General features: G+C 70.7%; 14 protein-coding genes. 10 read left to right on the top strand and 4 right to left on the bottom strand.

Annotated elements, in window-relative coordinates:
• Positions 1-356 precede the first annotated feature (356 nt).
• From QSK18_RS35305 to QSK18_RS35345, 9 genes are all read left to right on the top strand, one after another.
• Positions 357-728 carry a hypothetical protein gene (locus QSK18_RS35305; protein ID WP_285628814.1) on the top strand — a complete coding sequence of 124 codons (372 nt, stop codon included), beginning with the start codon at positions 357-359 and terminating at the stop codon, positions 726-728.
• Between the two features lie 6 nt (positions 729-734).
• Positions 735-2,333, top strand: a complete 1,599-nt coding sequence (locus QSK18_RS35310) for an amidohydrolase (protein WP_232815241.1) — start codon at positions 735-737, stop codon at positions 2,331-2,333.
• Positions 2,320-2,853 (top strand): hypothetical protein, encoded by a 534-nt coding sequence (locus QSK18_RS35315; protein WP_285628817.1) that lies wholly within the window; start codon positions 2,320-2,322, stop codon positions 2,851-2,853. The genes QSK18_RS35310 and QSK18_RS35315 overlap by 14 nt, the downstream gene beginning before the upstream one ends.
• A gap of 45 nt (positions 2,854-2,898) precedes the next feature.
• Positions 2,899-4,470 carry a lysine 5,6-aminomutase subunit alpha gene (gene kamD / locus QSK18_RS35320; RefSeq protein WP_232815239.1) on the top strand — a complete coding sequence of 524 codons (1,572 nt, stop codon included), beginning with the start codon at positions 2,899-2,901 and terminating at the stop codon, positions 4,468-4,470.
• A complete protein-coding gene (kamE, locus tag QSK18_RS35325) occupies positions 4,467-5,228 on the top strand; it encodes a lysine 5,6-aminomutase subunit beta (protein WP_232815238.1) in 762 nt (253 codons plus the stop codon). Before kamD ends, kamE begins: the two co-directional genes overlap by 4 nt.
• 23 nt (positions 5,229-5,251) lie before the next feature.
• Positions 5,252-5,632, top strand: coding sequence for a 3-aminobutyryl-CoA ammonia lyase (gene kal, locus QSK18_RS35330; RefSeq protein ID WP_352396733.1), 381 nt, complete (start codon positions 5,252-5,254; stop codon positions 5,630-5,632).
• A 450-nt stretch (positions 5,633-6,082) separates the two neighbouring features.
• Complete coding sequence (gene lnt / locus QSK18_RS35335; RefSeq protein WP_285628826.1) at positions 6,083-7,783, top strand: apolipoprotein N-acyltransferase; 1,701 nt, start codon at positions 6,083-6,085, stop codon at positions 7,781-7,783.
• Positions 7,784-7,802: 19 nt separating this feature from the next.
• Entirely contained in the window at positions 7,803-8,672 is an 870-nt protein-coding gene (locus QSK18_RS35340) for a polyprenol monophosphomannose synthase (protein ID WP_232815235.1), read from the top strand.
• A gap of 5 nt (positions 8,673-8,677) precedes the next feature.
• Positions 8,678-9,193, top strand: coding sequence for an FxsA family protein (locus tag QSK18_RS35345; RefSeq protein WP_232815234.1), 516 nt, complete (start codon positions 8,678-8,680; stop codon positions 9,191-9,193).
• Between the two features lie 181 nt (positions 9,194-9,374).
• Here the strand turns inward: QSK18_RS35345 and QSK18_RS35350 are convergent, their stop codons facing one another.
• The 3 genes from QSK18_RS35350 to QSK18_RS35360 all read right to left on the bottom strand — a co-directional run bounded on the left by QSK18_RS35350 (position 9,375) and on the right by QSK18_RS35360 (position 12,635).
• A complete protein-coding gene (locus QSK18_RS35350) occupies positions 9,375-9,725 on the bottom strand; it encodes an RNA polymerase-binding protein RbpA (RefSeq protein WP_232815233.1) in 351 nt (116 codons plus the stop codon).
• Positions 9,726-9,956: 231 nt separating this feature from the next.
• Entirely contained in the window at positions 9,957-11,327 is a 1,371-nt protein-coding gene (locus QSK18_RS35355; RefSeq protein ID WP_285628833.1) for an MFS transporter, read from the bottom strand.
• Positions 11,328-11,420: 93 nt separating this feature from the next.
• Positions 11,421-12,635, bottom strand: a complete 1,215-nt coding sequence (locus tag QSK18_RS35360) for a D-alanyl-D-alanine carboxypeptidase family protein (RefSeq protein ID WP_232815231.1) — start codon at positions 12,633-12,635, stop codon at positions 11,421-11,423.
• A gap of 243 nt (positions 12,636-12,878) precedes the next feature.
• On the opposite strand from QSK18_RS35360, the gene QSK18_RS35365 reads away from it, so the two are divergent.
• Positions 12,879-15,071 carry a malate synthase G gene (locus tag QSK18_RS35365; RefSeq protein ID WP_232815230.1) on the top strand — a complete coding sequence of 731 codons (2,193 nt, stop codon included), beginning with the start codon at positions 12,879-12,881 and terminating at the stop codon, positions 15,069-15,071.
• Here the strand turns inward: QSK18_RS35365 and QSK18_RS35370 are convergent.
• Positions 15,068-16,030, bottom strand: a complete 963-nt coding sequence (locus QSK18_RS35370) for a GlxA family transcriptional regulator (RefSeq protein ID WP_232815229.1) — start codon at positions 16,028-16,030, stop codon at positions 15,068-15,070. The two genes, QSK18_RS35365 and QSK18_RS35370, sit on opposite strands and share 4 nt — an antisense overlap.
• Between the last annotated feature and the right edge of the window lie 52 nt (positions 16,031-16,082).

Genomic DNA, 16,082 nt, shown 5'->3' on the forward strand with positions numbered 1-16,082 from the left:
CTGCACTGGTTACGGTGTGGGAGAGTAGGACATCGCCGGACAAAAATTGAAGACAGTGATGGCGGCCCCCGCCCTCGAGCCCTTAAAGGCTCAGGGTGGTGTGGGCCGCCATCACTGCGTTTGCCGGGCAGCCCGGCATCCACCGATTTGACAGAATTCCGAACGAAGCGGGACTCTCGTACAGAGATCGGAAAATCCAGATCGAGAGGCGGTGTGCCATGCGAGCCGACGTAACCCTGACTGCACCCGAAACCACGGCCACAGCCGACCAGGAGCCCGCCGGCAGCACGCCGGCCCGCCTGGCGGATCAGTCCTTCGAAGCCCTACTACTGCACAGGTTCGGCAGCGGAACCGACGTGACCCCACTCGTCCTCTGGGCCCGCTCCTGTGGTCTGGCCTCAGACATCCTCGTGCAGGTGGCCGAGCGAGCCGGGGCCCCGTCCGACGTCGCCCTGATCATCGAGGCGGTCCGTAGCGGCGTGCATTTCAGCGTGACCGAGATCGCCCAGTTCTTCGAGGACGACCAGGAGGACGCTGCGGCCTGGGTCTTCACCGCGCTCCTCCACCATCGCTTCGGCGACCGGCCCAGTCTGCCCGACCTGGCCGACGCCCTGGTCGACTCCGGTCTCGACGAGCTCGACCTGATCCGGAACATCTACGAGGCCGAATCCCCGGCGCAGGTTCTGGAACTGGTGTCTTCTTCCCAGAGAAGCGGTACGCCAGACTGACGAACTGTGAGCCCCACCCTCTATCGCCGCGCCCTCCTGCCCGAGCCGGGCACCCCGTCTTCAATCAGTGAGCCCCACCGATGGTCGGTGCTCGTCGACGGCGGCCGCGTCGTCGAGGTGAGGCCCGACACATCAGCCCGGTCCGAGGCCGGAGCCGGGGCACCGGAAGAGGTGGATCTGGACGGTGCCCTTCTGCTGCCCGGGTTCGTCGACGCCCACGCGCACGTCACCGAGACCGGGTTGCTCCTGGCCGGAGTGGACTGTTCACAGGCCCGCACGGTGGGTCAGATCCTCGACGCGGTCGCCGATCTGGCCAAGGCCGGTCCGGGGCGACAGGTGCTGGGGCACGGCTGGGACGAGCTGAAGCTGGCTGAGGGGCGTCCGCCCACGGCGCAGGAGCTGGACCGGGCCGGCGGCGGTGCGGTGGTCTACCTGTCCCGAGTGGATGTGCATTCGGCCGTGGTCTCCGGCCGCCTGGCCGAGCGAGCCGGTCTGCGCGGGCTCGAGGGTTGGGACGAGAGCGGACGGGTGGAGCGGGACGCGCACCATGCGGCGCGGCTGGCCACCCGTTTCCAGCTCCCGGCGGCCGAGCGCAGCGAGCTCCAGCACCGGGCGTTGCGCCATGCTGCGGCTCAGGGAATTACCCAGGTGCACGAGATGTCCGCGCCACACATCGCGCCCGACGAGGACCTGCTGGCTCTGCTCGACCTGGGAACCGGGTCGGGCCTGCCCGAGATCGTGGCCTATCGCGGCGAACTGGCGGGTGACGAGGCAGCGGCCCGGGCGGTGCTCGACCGGTTCGGCGGGCGTCTGGCCGGGCTGGCCGGAGACCTGATGATGGACGGCTCGTTCGGGTCGCGTACGGCCGGGCTCTGCGACGACTACGAAGACGCCCATGGGCACCGCGGGCATCTGTACGCCGATGCCGCCGAGGTCCGCGATCACCTCGTGGCCTGCTCGAGAGCTGGGGTTCAGGGCGGCTTTCACGTGATCGGTGACGGCGCGGTCTCCGAACTGCTGAAGGGGCTGAGGCAGGCGGCGGAACTGCTCGGGCCAGAGGTGTTGCGGGTGGCCCGGCATCGGCTGGAGCACGTGGAGGGGATCGGCGGCAGTGACGTGGGGCTGCTGGCCGAGCTGCAGGTGATCGCCAGTGTCCAGCCCGCTTTCGACGCCTTCTGGGGCGGCGCCGAGCAGATGTACGCGGTGCGGCTGGGCAAGGCGCGGGCGCTGGCGATGAACCCCTTCGGCGATCTGCAATCCGCCGGCGTCACCCTTGCCTTCGGCTCAGACAGCCCGGTGACCCCGTTCGCGCCGTGGGAAGGCGTACGTGCGGCACTGCGGCACCACAACGAGAGTCAGCGTCTGAGTGTCCGGGCGGCCATTGAGGGCCACACCCTCGGCGGGCTCCGGGCCGCTCGGCGCCCGGCCGGGGCGCATCTGCGAGTGCAAGCGGGAGACCCGGCCGTTCTCATGGCCTGGACGTCGCCCGGCCTCAAGGAGGCGGGGGCGGCCACGTCTCCGAAGCCTCTCGCGGTGCTTGGTCAGGAACTGGGCCAAGGGGAGCCTGTTCCTCAATTGGTGGAGGTATCGCGTGACCGTAGCTGAGCACTGGAACACCACCGCGGCCGAACGCCAGGCCACCTACGCCTGTGACGAGTTGATGCCCGAGGCCCCCAGCCGGCTGACCCGGGCGGTGGACGTGCAGGCCGACGTCGTCACCACCTTTCGCAGGCTCACCCAGCTGCGGGCGGCCCCGTACAGCTACGACCTGATCGACAACCGGGGCCGTCGCAGCCCTCGGGAGGTGCTGCCGTGGTGCTGGGATCTGGAGGTGGGGCAGCGGGTCGCGAGCGTCTTCACCCTCGCCAGTTTCCGGCCGGATCAGGAGATGACCCTGCAGATGGACCCAGGTCCGGCGCGGGTGTTCGGAGACGTGGCGATCACGTACCACGTCAGCGCGCGGGGTGAGGGCAGTCGTCTCCTGGCGGTGCTCCGGGCGGGCAGTGCCCCGGGACCGCTGGGAAACGTGCGCCGGTTCCTGCTCGAGTGGGGAGACCTGGTGATGATGCGCAAGCAGCTGCGCACTCTGGCGGCGCTGGCCGAGGGGGACCAGCAGCGAAACTGAACCGGAAGTCTTCCTGAATTAGGCGCCTGATGCGACACTTCTTTCGTGAAATCAGCTCAGAGTGCGTTGATTCATCTGGATCCGGCGCAGGTAAGGCGCGCGCGTGCTCTGGCTCGGAAGGCCGGCCGCCCGATCGTGCAGCTGGCCACCTCGCACACCACGGTCTCGGTCGAGCGCGCCACCGTGCGGCTGGCCGGGCTGGAGGGGGCCGACGCGGAGCGGGTGCCCTGGGTGAACCGGCTGGTCGATGCGGTGCGCAACGAGGTGGGCCTGGAGCACGGCGTCGCCCTGCCGGTGTGGGACGCGCTGGTCCGGGGGCAGGCGCCGGATCTGCTCACGCTGGCGCAGAAGGCGGCGACCGGTGGGGGAGGGTTCCGGATCCCGGCCGGGCGCGATCTGGTGCGGGCCCGGTCTGCGGCGAGAAAGGCTGTCGGGCAAGGAATCCGGCGGATCGACGCCAGCCGGAAGCAACGTGAGCGGCTGGTCAGGAAGCTGGGGGATGCGCCGAGGAGGCCGTGGATCTACCTGATCGTGGCCACCGGCGACATCTACGAGGACATTCCGCAGGCGTGTGCCGCGGCCCGGGCGGGTGCCGACGTGATCGCGGTGATCCGTTCCACCGGGCAGAGTCTGCTCGACTACGTCCCCGAGGGGGCCACCCGCGAGGGGTATGCCGGCACCTACGCCACCGGTGAGAACTTCCGGCTGATGCGGGCCGCCCTCGACGAAGTCAGCCGGGAGCTGGGCCGTTACGTGCGCCTGACGAACTACGCGTCGGGCCTGTGCATGCCCGAGATCGCCGCCCTGGCCGGGATGGAACGCCTGGACATGATGCTGAACGATTCCATGTACGGCATCCTGTTTCGGGACATCAACCCGGTACGCACCTTGGTGGACCAGCGTTTCAGCCGCCAGATCCACGCCCGCGCAGGCATTGTCATCAACACCGGCGAGGACAACTACCTCACCACCGCCGACGCGGTCGAGGCGGCGCACACCGTCACGGTCTCCCAGCTGCTGAACGAGTACTTCGCGAAAGAGGCCGGGCTGCCGGAAGAACTGATGGGGCTGGGGCACGCGTTCGAGATCGATCCGGCGCTGCCGCAGTCGTTCCGGCTCGAGCTGGCGCATGCTCTGCTGGCGCGCACGCTCTTTCCCACGGCGCCGCTGAAATGGATGCCTCCGACCCGGCACATGACCGGCGACGTGTTCCGCGGCTACCTGCTCAACGGCTTCTTCAATCTCGCCGGAGCGCTGACCGGGCAAGGCATTCTGCTGGTCGGCATGATGACCGAGGCCGTGGTCACGCCCTGGCTCTCCGACCGGGACCTGGCCCTCGACAACGTGCGGTACGTGCTCGACGCCTGCGACGGGCTTACCGAGGACTTCAACCCGCCGCCAGACGGTTTCATCGCGACGCGGGCGCGGCACGTGCTGGGTGAGGCGGTCGAGTTGCTGGAAAGAATTGTGGACGAGGGTCTGCTGGCGGCCATTGCCGACGGCACCTTTGCGGGGATGCGCAGGCCTGCAGACGCTGGGCGGGGTCTGGACGGGGTGGTGGAACGGGCCGAGGGCTACCTCAATCCGGCGAGCGAAGCGTTGGAGGGGGCACAGTGAGCGAGCCAGTCGGCAAGACGGACAACACGACCGAGAAGAAGCTGGTCCGACCCTACGGCGACACCACCGGTGACGGCATGGTCCAGGTCTCGTTCACCCTGCCGCTGCCGGCCGGGAAGCAGGCCGAGGGGGCGGCGGCCCAGCTGGCCGGTTCGATGGGGATCGACCCGGCCATGGTGGTGCACTCCAAGGCGGTCGGTGCCGACCACACGTTCTTCGTGGTCTACGGGCCGGTGCGGCACCTGGTCGACGTGGGCGCGGTGAAGGTGGCCGAGCGGGAGTACCCGCTGCTCTCGCCGAAGGAGGTGAATGCCGGGATCCGCCGCGGACTGCGGCGCAAGCTGGTCGTTCTGGGCGCCTGCGTGGGCACCGACGCGCACACCGTGGGCATCGACGCGATCCTCAACATCAAGGGCTTCGCCGGCGAGAAGGGCCTGGAGTACTACCGGGAGATGCGGGTGGTGAACCTGGGGGCGCAGGTCGCGGTGCCGCAGCTGGTCGAGCGGGCCCAGCAGGAGAAGGCCGACGCGGTGCTGATCTCGCAGGTGGTCACCCAGAAGGAGGCACACCTGACCACCACCCGGGAGGTCGCCGCCGCCTTCTCCGAGGCCTACCCGGCCGGGCGCCGTCCGCTGCTGGTCGCCGGCGGGCCGCGGTTCGACGAGGGAGCGGCCCAGGCCCTCGGGGTGGACCGGATCTTCGGGCGGGGCACCACCCCGTCCGAGGTGGCCTCGTACCTCGCGCACGCTCTGGTCTGACGAAGGAGAACACGGTGACGCAGGTGGATCCCCGGCTCGGCCTCCGGGTCGTGCACAAGCGGTACGTGGCGGCGGCGCAGGCGCACTACGCGGGCAATCTGGTGGACGGGGCGTTCGCCCTGGGGCTCTTCGGTGACGTGGCCACCGAGATCTGCATCCGGACCGACGGTGACGAGGGTCTCTTCGCGTCCTACTCCGACGTCCAGTTCCTGAACGAGATCCGTGGCGGGGACGTGGTGGAGGCGACCGGGACCGTGGTCCGGGTGGGCCGGCGTTCGCGGGAGATCGACTTCGTGGCCCTGGTGGTGTGCCGCGGGCGGCCCGATCTGGTCGCCTCGGCGGCCGAGGTCCTCATCGAGCCGATGGTGGCGGTCCGGGCCCGAGGGACGGTCGTGGTCCCCTGAGTCGGGTGGGGAGACGAGAATCTCACCCGTGTAATTACTTTAGGTGGATACGCCGTGACTGACGGAAACTGTCCGTTCGGACGATCTGCTCCGGCGTCCCTGCAGTAACTCGCTGACCTGCGTGGATGGTGCATCGCCGCAGGTCAGGGCCCCGAATTGTCGCCAGGCCCGGAGTTCACTAGCCTCGACGGCGCGATCGTTGAGAAATCGGTGATTGCCAGGGACGTCGGCCGGGTCCGCGTCGCTCAGTAGACAACGGTGTTGTCCGGGCATCCAGCTCGGGCAGCGGCGGTCCGAAGGGTGACGCGTTCCCGGCCGGGCACCTGCCGGCGGAGAGCGACCACGGGGGTCTCGTTCGTTCCGCTGGTCCGGATCGGCCGTCACGCCAGGCGGTCCGCGTCCGGCCAGCGCCCGTTCAGGGCGTCGGCACGCTCGGCGTACTCTTGCCCGATGAGCGATTCGGCCGTGGTTCCGCCCGGCACCGGCAGCATCACCAGCCGGGAGGCGGAACCGGCCGACATCGCCCCGGCGTCGAAGCGGTCTCGTCTCCAGGGCCTGAAGGCCTCCTTCACCACCTCGAGCGGTCGCCTGGCCTGGGGCCGGGTCGCCCTCGCGGCCGCCTCCGGCTTCGTGCTCTACCTGGCCTTCCCCGGCATCGACCTGTGGCCCCTGGCCCCGGTCGGTGTGGCCGGCCTGGCGATCGCCACCAACGGCGTGAGCAAGAAGTTCGGTGCGCTCCTGGGCCTGGTCTTCGGCGCGGTGTTCTTCCTGCGCCTGATCCCGTGGATCGGCATCTTCGTCGGCGCCTTCCCGTGGATCGCGCTGAGCGTGGTCGAGGCGCTGTACGTGGCGGCCATGGGGGCCCTGCTGCCGCTGGTCTGGCGGGCGCGCGGTGGCCTGGCCGGTCTGCTGCTGGCCTCCGGCGGCCTCTGGGTCGGGCAGGAGGCGGTGCGCGGCCGCTGGCCGTTCGGTGGTTTCCCCTGGGGCCGGCTCGCCTTCTCCCAGTCCGACGCCCCCACCGCGGCCCTGGCCTCGGTCGGCGGCGCCCCGCTGGTCTCGTTCGCCGTGGCCGTCTCCGGCACCCTGCTGGCCTGGGTGGTGGTCAGGGTCTGGCAGGCCCGGGCCGCCTCCCGCCAGGCCGGGCTCGGTCTGCTCGCCGCGCTGGCCGTGATGGCCGTGGGCGCGCTGATCCCGCTGCCCACCGAGGGCGACAGCACCACCCGGGTCGCCGCCGTGCAGGGCAACGTGCCGCGCATCGGCCTCGACTTCAACGCCCAGCGCCGGGCCGTGCTCGACAACCACGTGAAGGCCACCCTCGACCTGGCCGAGCGGGTCAGGGCCGGTGAGGCGCAACAGCCCGACGTGGTGCTCTGGCCGGAGAACGCCAGCGACATCGACCCGTACATCAACGCCGACGCGGCCGCCGAGATCAGCGCCGCCACCGACGCGATCGGGGTGCCGATCCTGATCGGTGCGGTCGTGCAGGGCCCGGGCGACCGGGTCTCCAACACCGGCATCGTCTGGCGGCCCGGCCAGGGGGCCGGCACCGGCGACGACAGCACCTACGTGAAGCGGCACCCGGCGCCGTTCGCCGAGTACATCCCCTACCGCGACTTCTTCCGGGTCTTCAGCAAGAAGGTCGACCTGGTCAAGCGCGACTTCGTCTCCGGCGACGAGCTGCGCGAGAACCCGGTCGGAGTGATGCGGATGGGCGTGAACGACCAGATCCGGGTCGGCGACGTGATCTGCTTCGAGGTGGCCTACGACGGCCTGGTGCGCGAGTCGGTGCGGGCCGGGGCGACCATGCTGGCGGTGCAGACCAACAACGCCACGTTCGGCTACACCGACGAGAGCGTGCAGCAGCTGGCCCAGTCGCGGCTGCGGGCCATCGAGTCCGGCCGCACGGTGGTGAACATCAGCACGGTCGGGGTCAGTGGCATCATTCTTCCCGACGGAACGGTCGCGGAACGCTCCGGTCACTACACCCAGGAAGTGCTCGAGGCCACGGTCCCGCTGCGGACCGAGCAGACGATCGCCACCCGGGTGGGCGAGTGGCCGGAGTGGACACTGACCGCGCTCGCCCTGGCGTTGCTGATCGGTGCCCCGATCACCCGCCGGGTGCGGGCCCGTCGTGACCGGCAGACCAGCTGAGAAGGGTGTACCTCACCGCATGACGACGCAGGCCCGGTCCGGCCGGGTACTGGTGATCATCCCGACGTACAACGAGCTCGAGAATCTGCCTCTGATCCTGCGGCGCCTGCGCGCCGCGGAGCCCGATGCGCACGTCCTGGTCGCCGACGACAACAGCCCCGACGGCACCGGCCGGCTGGCCGACGAGCTGGCCGCGGGCGACCCGAACGTGCACGTGCTGCACCGCGAGGGCAAGCAGGGCCTGGGCGCGGCCTACATCGCCGGGTTCCACTGGGGCCTGGAGCACGGCTACGACGTGATCGTGGAGATGGACGCCGACGGCTCGCACCCGCCGGAGCAGCTGCCCGACCTGCTTGACCGGATCGACGCCGGGGCCGACCTGGCGATCGGCTCGCGGTACGTGCCCGGCGGCAGCTCGGTGAACTGGCCCAAGCGCCGCCAGCTGCTCAGCAAGGGCGCCAACACCTACGTCGCCCTGGCCCTGAACCTGCACGTCAAGGACTCGACCGCGGGGTTCCGGGCGTTCCGCCGGACCACCCTGGAGAAGATCGACCTGGACGACGTGGACTCGCAGGGTTACTGCTTCCAGGTCGATCTGACGATGCGCGCGATCCGGCGGGGTCTGCGCGTGGACGAAGTGCCCATCACGTTCGTTGAACGAGAGCACGGTACGAGCAAGATGGACCAGGCGATCGTGGTGGAGGCGTTGTGGCGAGTGACCCGATGGGGCGTCCGGTACCGGACCACCCAGGTCAGCAGGCAGGCCCGACGGGCGGCGGAGCGTACGCCCGGCCCGGGCAGCCCGGCGGACAGCGAGGTGGACAGCCGGGTGGACAGCCAGGTGGACAGGGAGCTGGAGACCGGCCGGGGCGACGACCCGGCCGGCTGAGGTGGGTGCTGGCGGCGGCGTTGCTGCTGCCGCTGGTGGAGTTGTTCGTGGCGATCCAGGTGGGCCAAGCCATCGGCGGCCTGGCGGTGTTCGCCCTGCTCGTGCTCGGTTCCGGCATCGGCATGCTGGTGCTGCGCAGCCAGGGGCGTTCGGCCTGGCGGGCGGTGCGGGAGGCGGCCAGCACCGGCAGACCCCCCAGCCGTGACCTGGCCGACGCCGCGGTCCTGATGCTGGCCGGGGTGCTGCTGATCGTTCCCGGCTTCGTCACCGACGCGGTGGCCCTGCTGTTGCTGCTGCCGTTCACCCGGCCGCTGGCCCGCAAACCGGTGGAGCGTTTCCTGCGCCGGGCCGCGGCCGACCAGGTCTCGGTGCGCACGGCCTTCGTGCGGGGCCCGCAGTTCCCGCCGGGAGCGCAGTTCCCGCCCGGGGCGGGTACCCCGGGCCAGCAGCGGTTCGGCCCCGGTTTCGGGCGCAGCGACGTGGTCGAGGGCGAGGTCGTGGACGACGACAAGCGGGGCTGACCGACCCGAAGCCGGCCGCGCCGGGTGGTGGGCCTCGCCACCCCGCGCGCTCACCCACGTCCTCAATCAGCCCCTGAACCGCGCCTGAACCGGGCACCGGAGGTCACAGGGACACGAGAAAGCCCGGCCTCTCCGGATGGAGAGAACCGGGCTCTGCTCGTCTCTTGGCGCTTCGCGCGCGTTATGCCGAACGGCGCCCGCTGAACCGACCGGAGCGCAGCAGCGCCAGTCGCTCTTCCAGCAGCGTCTCCAGTTCGGCCGTGGTGCGCCGTTCCATCAGCATGTCCCAGTGCGTACGGGCCGGCTTGGTGGCCTTCGGCTCCGGCAGTTCGGCGTCTTCGCGCAGGGCGAACTCGCCGCAACGGCACTCCCAGAGCGGGGGCACATCTGCTTCCATCGACATCGGAACGACGATGGAATGCCCGTTCTTGCAGTGGTATCTGATGTCCTGGCGGGCGGCCGGCTGAATACCCGACTCGCTCTCCAGACTCGAGGCTCCAAGGCGCGTCCCGCGCATGCTCCGCTCACCCATGACGGCTCCCTCCGCGACTGACGGCCAGTCTCACAAGCGCACAACGCCGACCTCCGGCGAGATGTTCCTGTGATGTGGCGTCGTTGCCCGCTCCCGCCCGATCACCGGACGACTCAATGCGTCAACCAGAGCGTACAGAGCGTTATTCCATCGAGATAGAGGTTGGCGGAAATATCTCAGCATGTAGTCAGTGGACCGTCGCCCAGAGTGACTGCTCCGCGATCCGTCACCTCAGATGACTGCGGGTACCGGGTTCCCGGCCTGGGTGATTCCCTTGCCGACATTCACCCGACTGAGCAGGACGGCGCCCACCACGAAGAAGGCGATCAGCACGATGATGGCGTAACGGTAGGACCCGGTCAGCTGGAAGGTGAGACCGAAGGCCAGCGTGCCGAGCCAGCTGGTGCCGCGCTCGCAGGCGGCGTAGAGGCTGAAGTACTCGGCCTCCCGGCCGCGGGGGATCAGGTGGCTGTAGAGCGAGCGGGACAGCGCCTGGGTGCCGCCCAGGGTGAGCCCGATCAGCGCGGCCAGACCGGCGAAGGGCAGGAACTCGCCGAAGGGCAGGAAGTAGCCCACGCCGATCACCCCGCACCACAGGCCCAGGCTGCCCAGCACGGTGCGGTAGGCGCCGATCCGGGCCGCCACCCGGCCGAACGACAGGGCGCCGCCGACGGCCACGAACTGCACGATCAGGATGGCCAGGATGAGCTGGTCGGAGTCCAGGCCGAGCTGCTCCTGGGCGTAGATGCTCGAGGCGTAGATGACGGTCTGGATGCCGTCGTTGAACACTAGGTAGGCGATCAGGAAGGCCAGGGTCTGCGGGTAGCCGCGCAGGTGCCGCAGGGTGTGCAGGAGCTGGCCGAACGAGCTGCGGGTCAGGCTGACACCGCTGGTGACGACCGGGTCGACCGGCGGCCGGTCGTGCAGCCGCAGGAACGGCACCACGGTGAATCCGCCCCACCACAGGCCGGCCAGCAGCAGGTTCAGGCGAACGGCCCCCTCGGTGCTCAGGCCGATCGCGTCGTGGGCGCTGACCGTGACCAGGTTGACCACCAGCAGCACGGTGCCGCCCATGTAGCCCACCGCCCAGCCCCGGCTGGAGACCCGGTCGCGCTCGTCCGGGCCGGCCACGTCGATCAGCAGTGAGTCGTAGACCACGATGCCGCAGGCGAACGCCAGGGTGGCGACCAGCTGCAGCGCCACCCCCAGCTCCCAGTTGTCCCCGGTCAGGAAGACCATCGAGGCACCGGCCGCCGAACCGGTCCAGGCGAAGGCGGCGAGCATCACGCGCTTGCGTCCGGTGCGGTCGGCCAGGGCGCCGACCAGGGGCAGGACCAGCGCCGAGGTCAGCGTGGCGAAGGTGACCACGTAGAGGGAGAGCGACCCGGGGGCGATCGGGAGGCCGAGCACGTGCAGGTCGGTGCGGCAGGCCAGGTCGGTGTCCTGCCCCGGGCAGGCGTCCCGTTTGGCCAGCACCGTGAGGTAGGGGCCCAGCAGCACGGTGAGCGTGGTGGTCAGGAAGGCGCTGTTGGCCCAGTCGTAGACGTACCAGGCGCGTTGCTCGCGACGGCGCTCGACGGCCGGGTCGGTGGTGGTGGGCACCGGGTCATCATGACGGCCCGGTTCGTCCCGGTAGACCCCGGTGGGGCGAACGGCGCAGTTCGGGAGGGTGTACTGCGGATGATCGCGGTTTCCTCAGCCGCCGAACTCCCAGTGCCACGGCTCCGGACGGGAACCTCCGGCCTGGGCCCAGGCCGGATGGAACCAGCCGAACAGCGGTGCGTTGGCGAACAGCCACTCGTGCTCCGGGGTGCCGAACGACTGCACACCCCCGCACAGGTCCACGGCGGTGCCCCAGCCGTGGTTGCTCTGGCCGGGCCGGGCGGCCAGGTTCGGCTTGGTGGCGTAGAGCCGGACCTGGGTGGCGTATTCCCGGTAGGAGTCGGTCACGCAGACGAACGTCCCGAACTGCTCGGCGTAGGTCTGGCTGAGCTGGTCGAAGGCGTAGGCGGCGTCGGCCCGGAGGTGGTGGCCGGGGGCGGTGGCCAGCGGGCACAGCGCCTCGAGCGGGATCTGGCCGTTGGGGTAGGCGGCCAGGTCGGGGGAACCCAGGCAGGAGCCGACCGCACCGGTCACGCCGTTGTCGCCGGTGTTCTGCCGGGCGGAGGCGGCCGCGGCGGCCGCCCGCAGTCGGCGCTGCTGCTTCTGGGCCCGGCCGACCAGGCGGCCGGTGGTGGCCAGGTCAGCCTCGGCGGCGTCGAGCGCGCGTCGCTGCCGGGCGACGGCCGTGTCGGCGACCGTCTTGGCCGCCTCGGCCCGGTTCGCCGCCTCGATCGCCGTCTCGGTGGCCCGGGTGGCTGCCACTGCGGCCTGCTCGGCCCTCAGTTCTGCGCGCCGGCCCGCGTCCAGCGCAGCCGACCGGTCCTGGCCGATCCGCCGCAGCGTGTGCAGGGTGGTGCCGAGGCCGGCTTCTTCGCGCCCGGCGCCGTTGGTGCCGAGCAGGGTGTTCAGCGTCGGGCTGGAGTTCAGCCCGGTGCCGCCCTGGTAGGCCCGGCGGGCCCACAGGCCGACCTGGGAACGGGCCTGGACCGCGTCCCGGTTGGCCTGCTCCAGCTCGGCGTCCAGCCGGTCCTCCTCGGCCAGGGCGCTCCGAAGGTCGCGCTGGGCAGTGGTATACGCCTCAAGAGCCTGGCTTGCGACGACCGCGGCGGCCCGGCTAGCGGCCCGGGCGTCGCGCACGTCCGCGGCCTGCGCCTCGGCCTGTGTGCGAAGGGAGTCGAGCTTCTCGGCCTGGGCCTGGAGCTCGGCCGGGCTGGGCTCGCGCTCGACCGGGGAGTGGGCGTGGGCGGTCCCGGGAACGAGCACGAAAAGGAGCGTGAGCAGGAGAACAGGGACACGTCGGCCGGTCACGGGGCTCCTCACTCGATCGTCGGGCGCTCACTGGTTCTGGGTCCGGGGATCGACGCCGGCGGGCGGCTGCTGAACGGGCGACACCGCTGCGCACCGTGACATCACCCGCCCGGCGTACCGGCACCGGGGCGCGTCCGGTGACCGTCGGCCGAACAGGTGGTGGCCACAAGCCCTCGACACGCGCAGATCAGCACCTAAAGTGGTGCGCGCCCGGAGCACCCCACTGTCCTGTGAGGCGGATAAATGACGGACTACACCTCCCTGGGATCCCTCCAGGTCGCCACCGCTCTGAAGGATTTCGTCGAGAACGAGGCGCTGGCCGGGAGCCCGGTGAAGCCCGACGCGTTCTGGGCCGGGCTGGACCGGCTGGTGGCCGACCTGGCCCCACGCAACCGGGCGCTGCTCGAGGAGCGCGACCGGCTGCAGGCGGCGATCGACCAGTGGCACCGTGAGCGCGCCGGGCAGCCCCTGGACGGGGCCGGGTACGAGGCGTTCCTGCGGGAGATCGGCTACCTGGTGGCCGAGCCGGAACCGGTGGCGATCGGCACCAGCGGGGTGGACGACGAGATCGCCCGGATCGCCGGCCCGCAGCTGGTGGTGCCGGTGTCGAACGCGCGGTACTCGCTGAACGCGGCCAATGCCCGCTGGGGCTCGCTCTACGACGCGCTGTACGGCACGAACGCTCTGGGCGAGGCTCCCACGGGGGGCGGTTACGACCCCGAGCGCGGCGCGAAGGTGATCGCCTACGGGCGGGCCTTCCTCGACCGCATCGCCCCGCTGGCCGAGGGCAGCCACGCCGACGCGGGCGGTTACGCGGTGGCCGGCGGCGAGCTGGTGGTGCACGTGCCGTCGGGCAAGACAACGCTGTCCGAGCCGGGGCTGTTCGCCGGCTACACCGGCACCGCCACCCAGCCCGACACGGTGCTGCTGGTGCACCACGGGCTGCACGTGGAGATCGTGATCGACCGGGCGGGGGCGATCGGGCGGACCGACGGGGCGGGCGTCCAGGACATCGTGCTGGAGTCGGCGATCACCACGATCATCGACTTCGAGGACTCGGTGGCCGCGGTCGACGCGCAGGACAAGGTCCGCGACTACCGCACCTGGCTGGGCCTGAGCCGGGGCGACCTGAGCACATCGGTGAGCAAGGGGGGCCGGACCTTCGAGCGCACCCTGAACACCGACCGGGTGTACGCCGTTCCGCGCAATCACGGCGAGCAGCTGGTGCTGCCCGGGCGGGCGCTGATGTTCGTGCGCAACGTCGGCCACCTGATGACGACCGACGCGGTGCTCGACGCGAACGGCGCCCAGGTGCCCGAGGGCATCCTGGACGCGGTGGTCACCACCCTGGCCGCCCTGCCGGGGCTGCGGTCGAAGGCCAACAGCCGGACCGACTCGGTGTACATCGTGAAGCCGAAGATGCACGGGCCCGACGAGGTGGCCTTCGCCGTGGCGCTGTTCGAGCGGGTGGAGGAGCTGCTGCGGCTGCCCAGCAACACGATCAAGCTGGGGCTGATGGACGAGGAGCGGCGTACCTCGCTGAACCTGGGGGCCTGCATCGCCGCCGCGAAGGACCGGATCGTGTTCGTCAACACCGGTTTCCTGGACCGCTCGGGCGACGAGATCCACACCTCGCTGGAGGCCGGGCCGCTGGTGCGCAAGGAGGACATGCGCAGCCAGACCTGGCTGTCCTCCTACGAGAAGCGGAACGTGGAGACGGCTCTGGCGTACGGGTTCTCGCAGAAGGCCCAGATCGGCAAGGGCATGTGGGCGATGCCCGATCTGATGGCCGACATGCTCGAGCAGAAGATTGCCCAGCCGCGGGCCGGGGCCACCACCGCCTGGGTGCCCTCGCCCACCGCGGCCACCCTGCACGCGCTGCACTACCACGAGGTCGACGTGCAGGCGGTGCAGGCGGAACTGTCCGCCCAGAGCCACAAGACGCCGCTGACCGACCTTCTGCAGGTCCCGCTGGGGGATCCGGCGCAGTGGGACGAGGCGGTGCGCGCCGAGCAGGTCGACAACAACTGTCAGTCGATCCTGGGTTATGTGGTGCGCTGGGTCGACCAGGGGATCGGCTGCTCCAAGGTGCCCGACATCCACGACGTCGGCCTCATGGAAGACCGCGCCACGCTGCGGATCTCGAGCCAGCTGCTGGCCAACTGGCTGCGCCACGGCGTGGTCGGCGAGGAGCAGGTGCGCGAGAGCCTGGCCCGGATGGCCGGGGTGGTGGACCGGCAGAACTCCGCGGTCGAGGGCTACCGGCCGATGACCGCCGACCTGGAGAACAGCCAGGCCTTCCTGGCCGCGAGCGACCTGATCTTCCAGGGCGCGGCCCAGCCCAACGGGTACACCGAGCCGATCCTGCACGCCCGGCGGCGCGCCGCCAAGGCCGTGCTCTCGATGACCCACGTCACCGACCTGCCCGTGGGTTAGGCGGTTCGCCCGGCGCGGCGGTAGAGGTGCCGGTAGCTGCTCGGGGAGATCGTGGCGATCTTCTGGAAGTGCTGCCGGAGCCCTGCCGCCGTGCCGAAACCGGTTCTCGTGGCGATCGCCTCGACCGGTTCGTCGGTGGTCTCCAGCAGTTCCTGGGCCAGCCGCACCCGCTGCTGGATGAGCCACTGCAGCGGGGTGGCGCCGGTGCGCTCGCGGAAGTGCCGGGCGAACGTGCGCGGGGCCAGGTGGGCCTGCTGGGCCAGGTCGGCCACGGTGAGCGGCTGGTGCAGTCGCTGTAGCGCCCAGCCCAGGGCCAGGCCGATCGGGTCCTGGCCGTCGGGGGCGAGCTGGACCGGGGGCACGAACTGGCGTTGGCCGCCCTCGCGGTGCGGCGGTACGACCATGCGCCGGGCCACCTCGTTGGCCACTGCCGCACCGTGGTCGAGGCGCACCAGGTGCAGGCACAGGTCGATGGCCGCCCCGGTACCGGCGCTGGTGTGCACGTTCCCGTCGCTGACGTAGAGCACCTCGGGGGCGAAGTGCACGCCCGGATAGCGATAGGTGAAGTCCACCGCGCTCATCCAGTGCGTGGTCATCCGGCGGCCCTGGAGGATCCCGGCCTCGGCCAGCAGGTACGAGCCGGCGCAGATCGCGACGATGCGGGCGCCCCGGTCGTAGGCCCGGCGCACGGCCTCCACCACGTCGGGCGGCGGCTTCAGCTGGTTCGCCCGGTCCATCGCCGGAACCAGCACGGTGTCGGCCGCTTCCAGGGCCGCGAGGTCGCCGTCCGGGGTGACGGTCAGGCCGGCGGCGGTGCGGTAGTGCGGCTGGGAGCCGCAGAAGCGCAGCCGGTACCAGGGATCGGCGATGTCGGAGCGGTCCAGGCCGAACACCTCGCAGGGCACGGCGAACTCGAACATTGGCATGCCCTCGGTGAGGGCGAGAGCGACCGTGTGCATGCCCTCGACGGTAGTGGCAGGAATCTGGCGGCGGTAGGCATTTCTGCCTCTG

Origin of the sequence: Kineosporia sp. NBRC 101677 (assembly GCF_030269265.1) — a bacterium.
In the GTDB taxonomy this organism is placed as follows: Bacteria; Actinomycetota; Actinomycetes; order Actinomycetales; family Kineosporiaceae; genus Kineosporia; species Kineosporia rhizophila.

What these genes read in the sequence shown, in the direction of transcription:
- QSK18_RS35365 (WP_232815230.1), top strand. Translation starts at nt 12,879, where the DNA reads ATGACGGACTACACCTCCCTGGGATCCCTCCAGGTCGCCACCGCTCTG.
- QSK18_RS35370 (WP_232815229.1), bottom strand. Translation starts at nt 16,030, where the DNA reads ATGCACACGGTCGCTCTCGCCCTCACCGAGGGCATGCCAATGTTCGAG.
- QSK18_RS35340 (WP_232815235.1), top strand. Translation starts at nt 7,803, where the DNA reads ATGACGACGCAGGCCCGGTCCGGCCGGGTACTGGTGATCATCCCGACG.
- QSK18_RS35350 (WP_232815233.1), bottom strand. Translation starts at nt 9,725, where the DNA reads ATGGGTGAGCGGAGCATGCGCGGGACGCGCCTTGGAGCCTCGAGTCTG.
- lnt (WP_285628826.1), top strand. Translation starts at nt 6,083, where the DNA reads ATGAGCGATTCGGCCGTGGTTCCGCCCGGCACCGGCAGCATCACCAGC.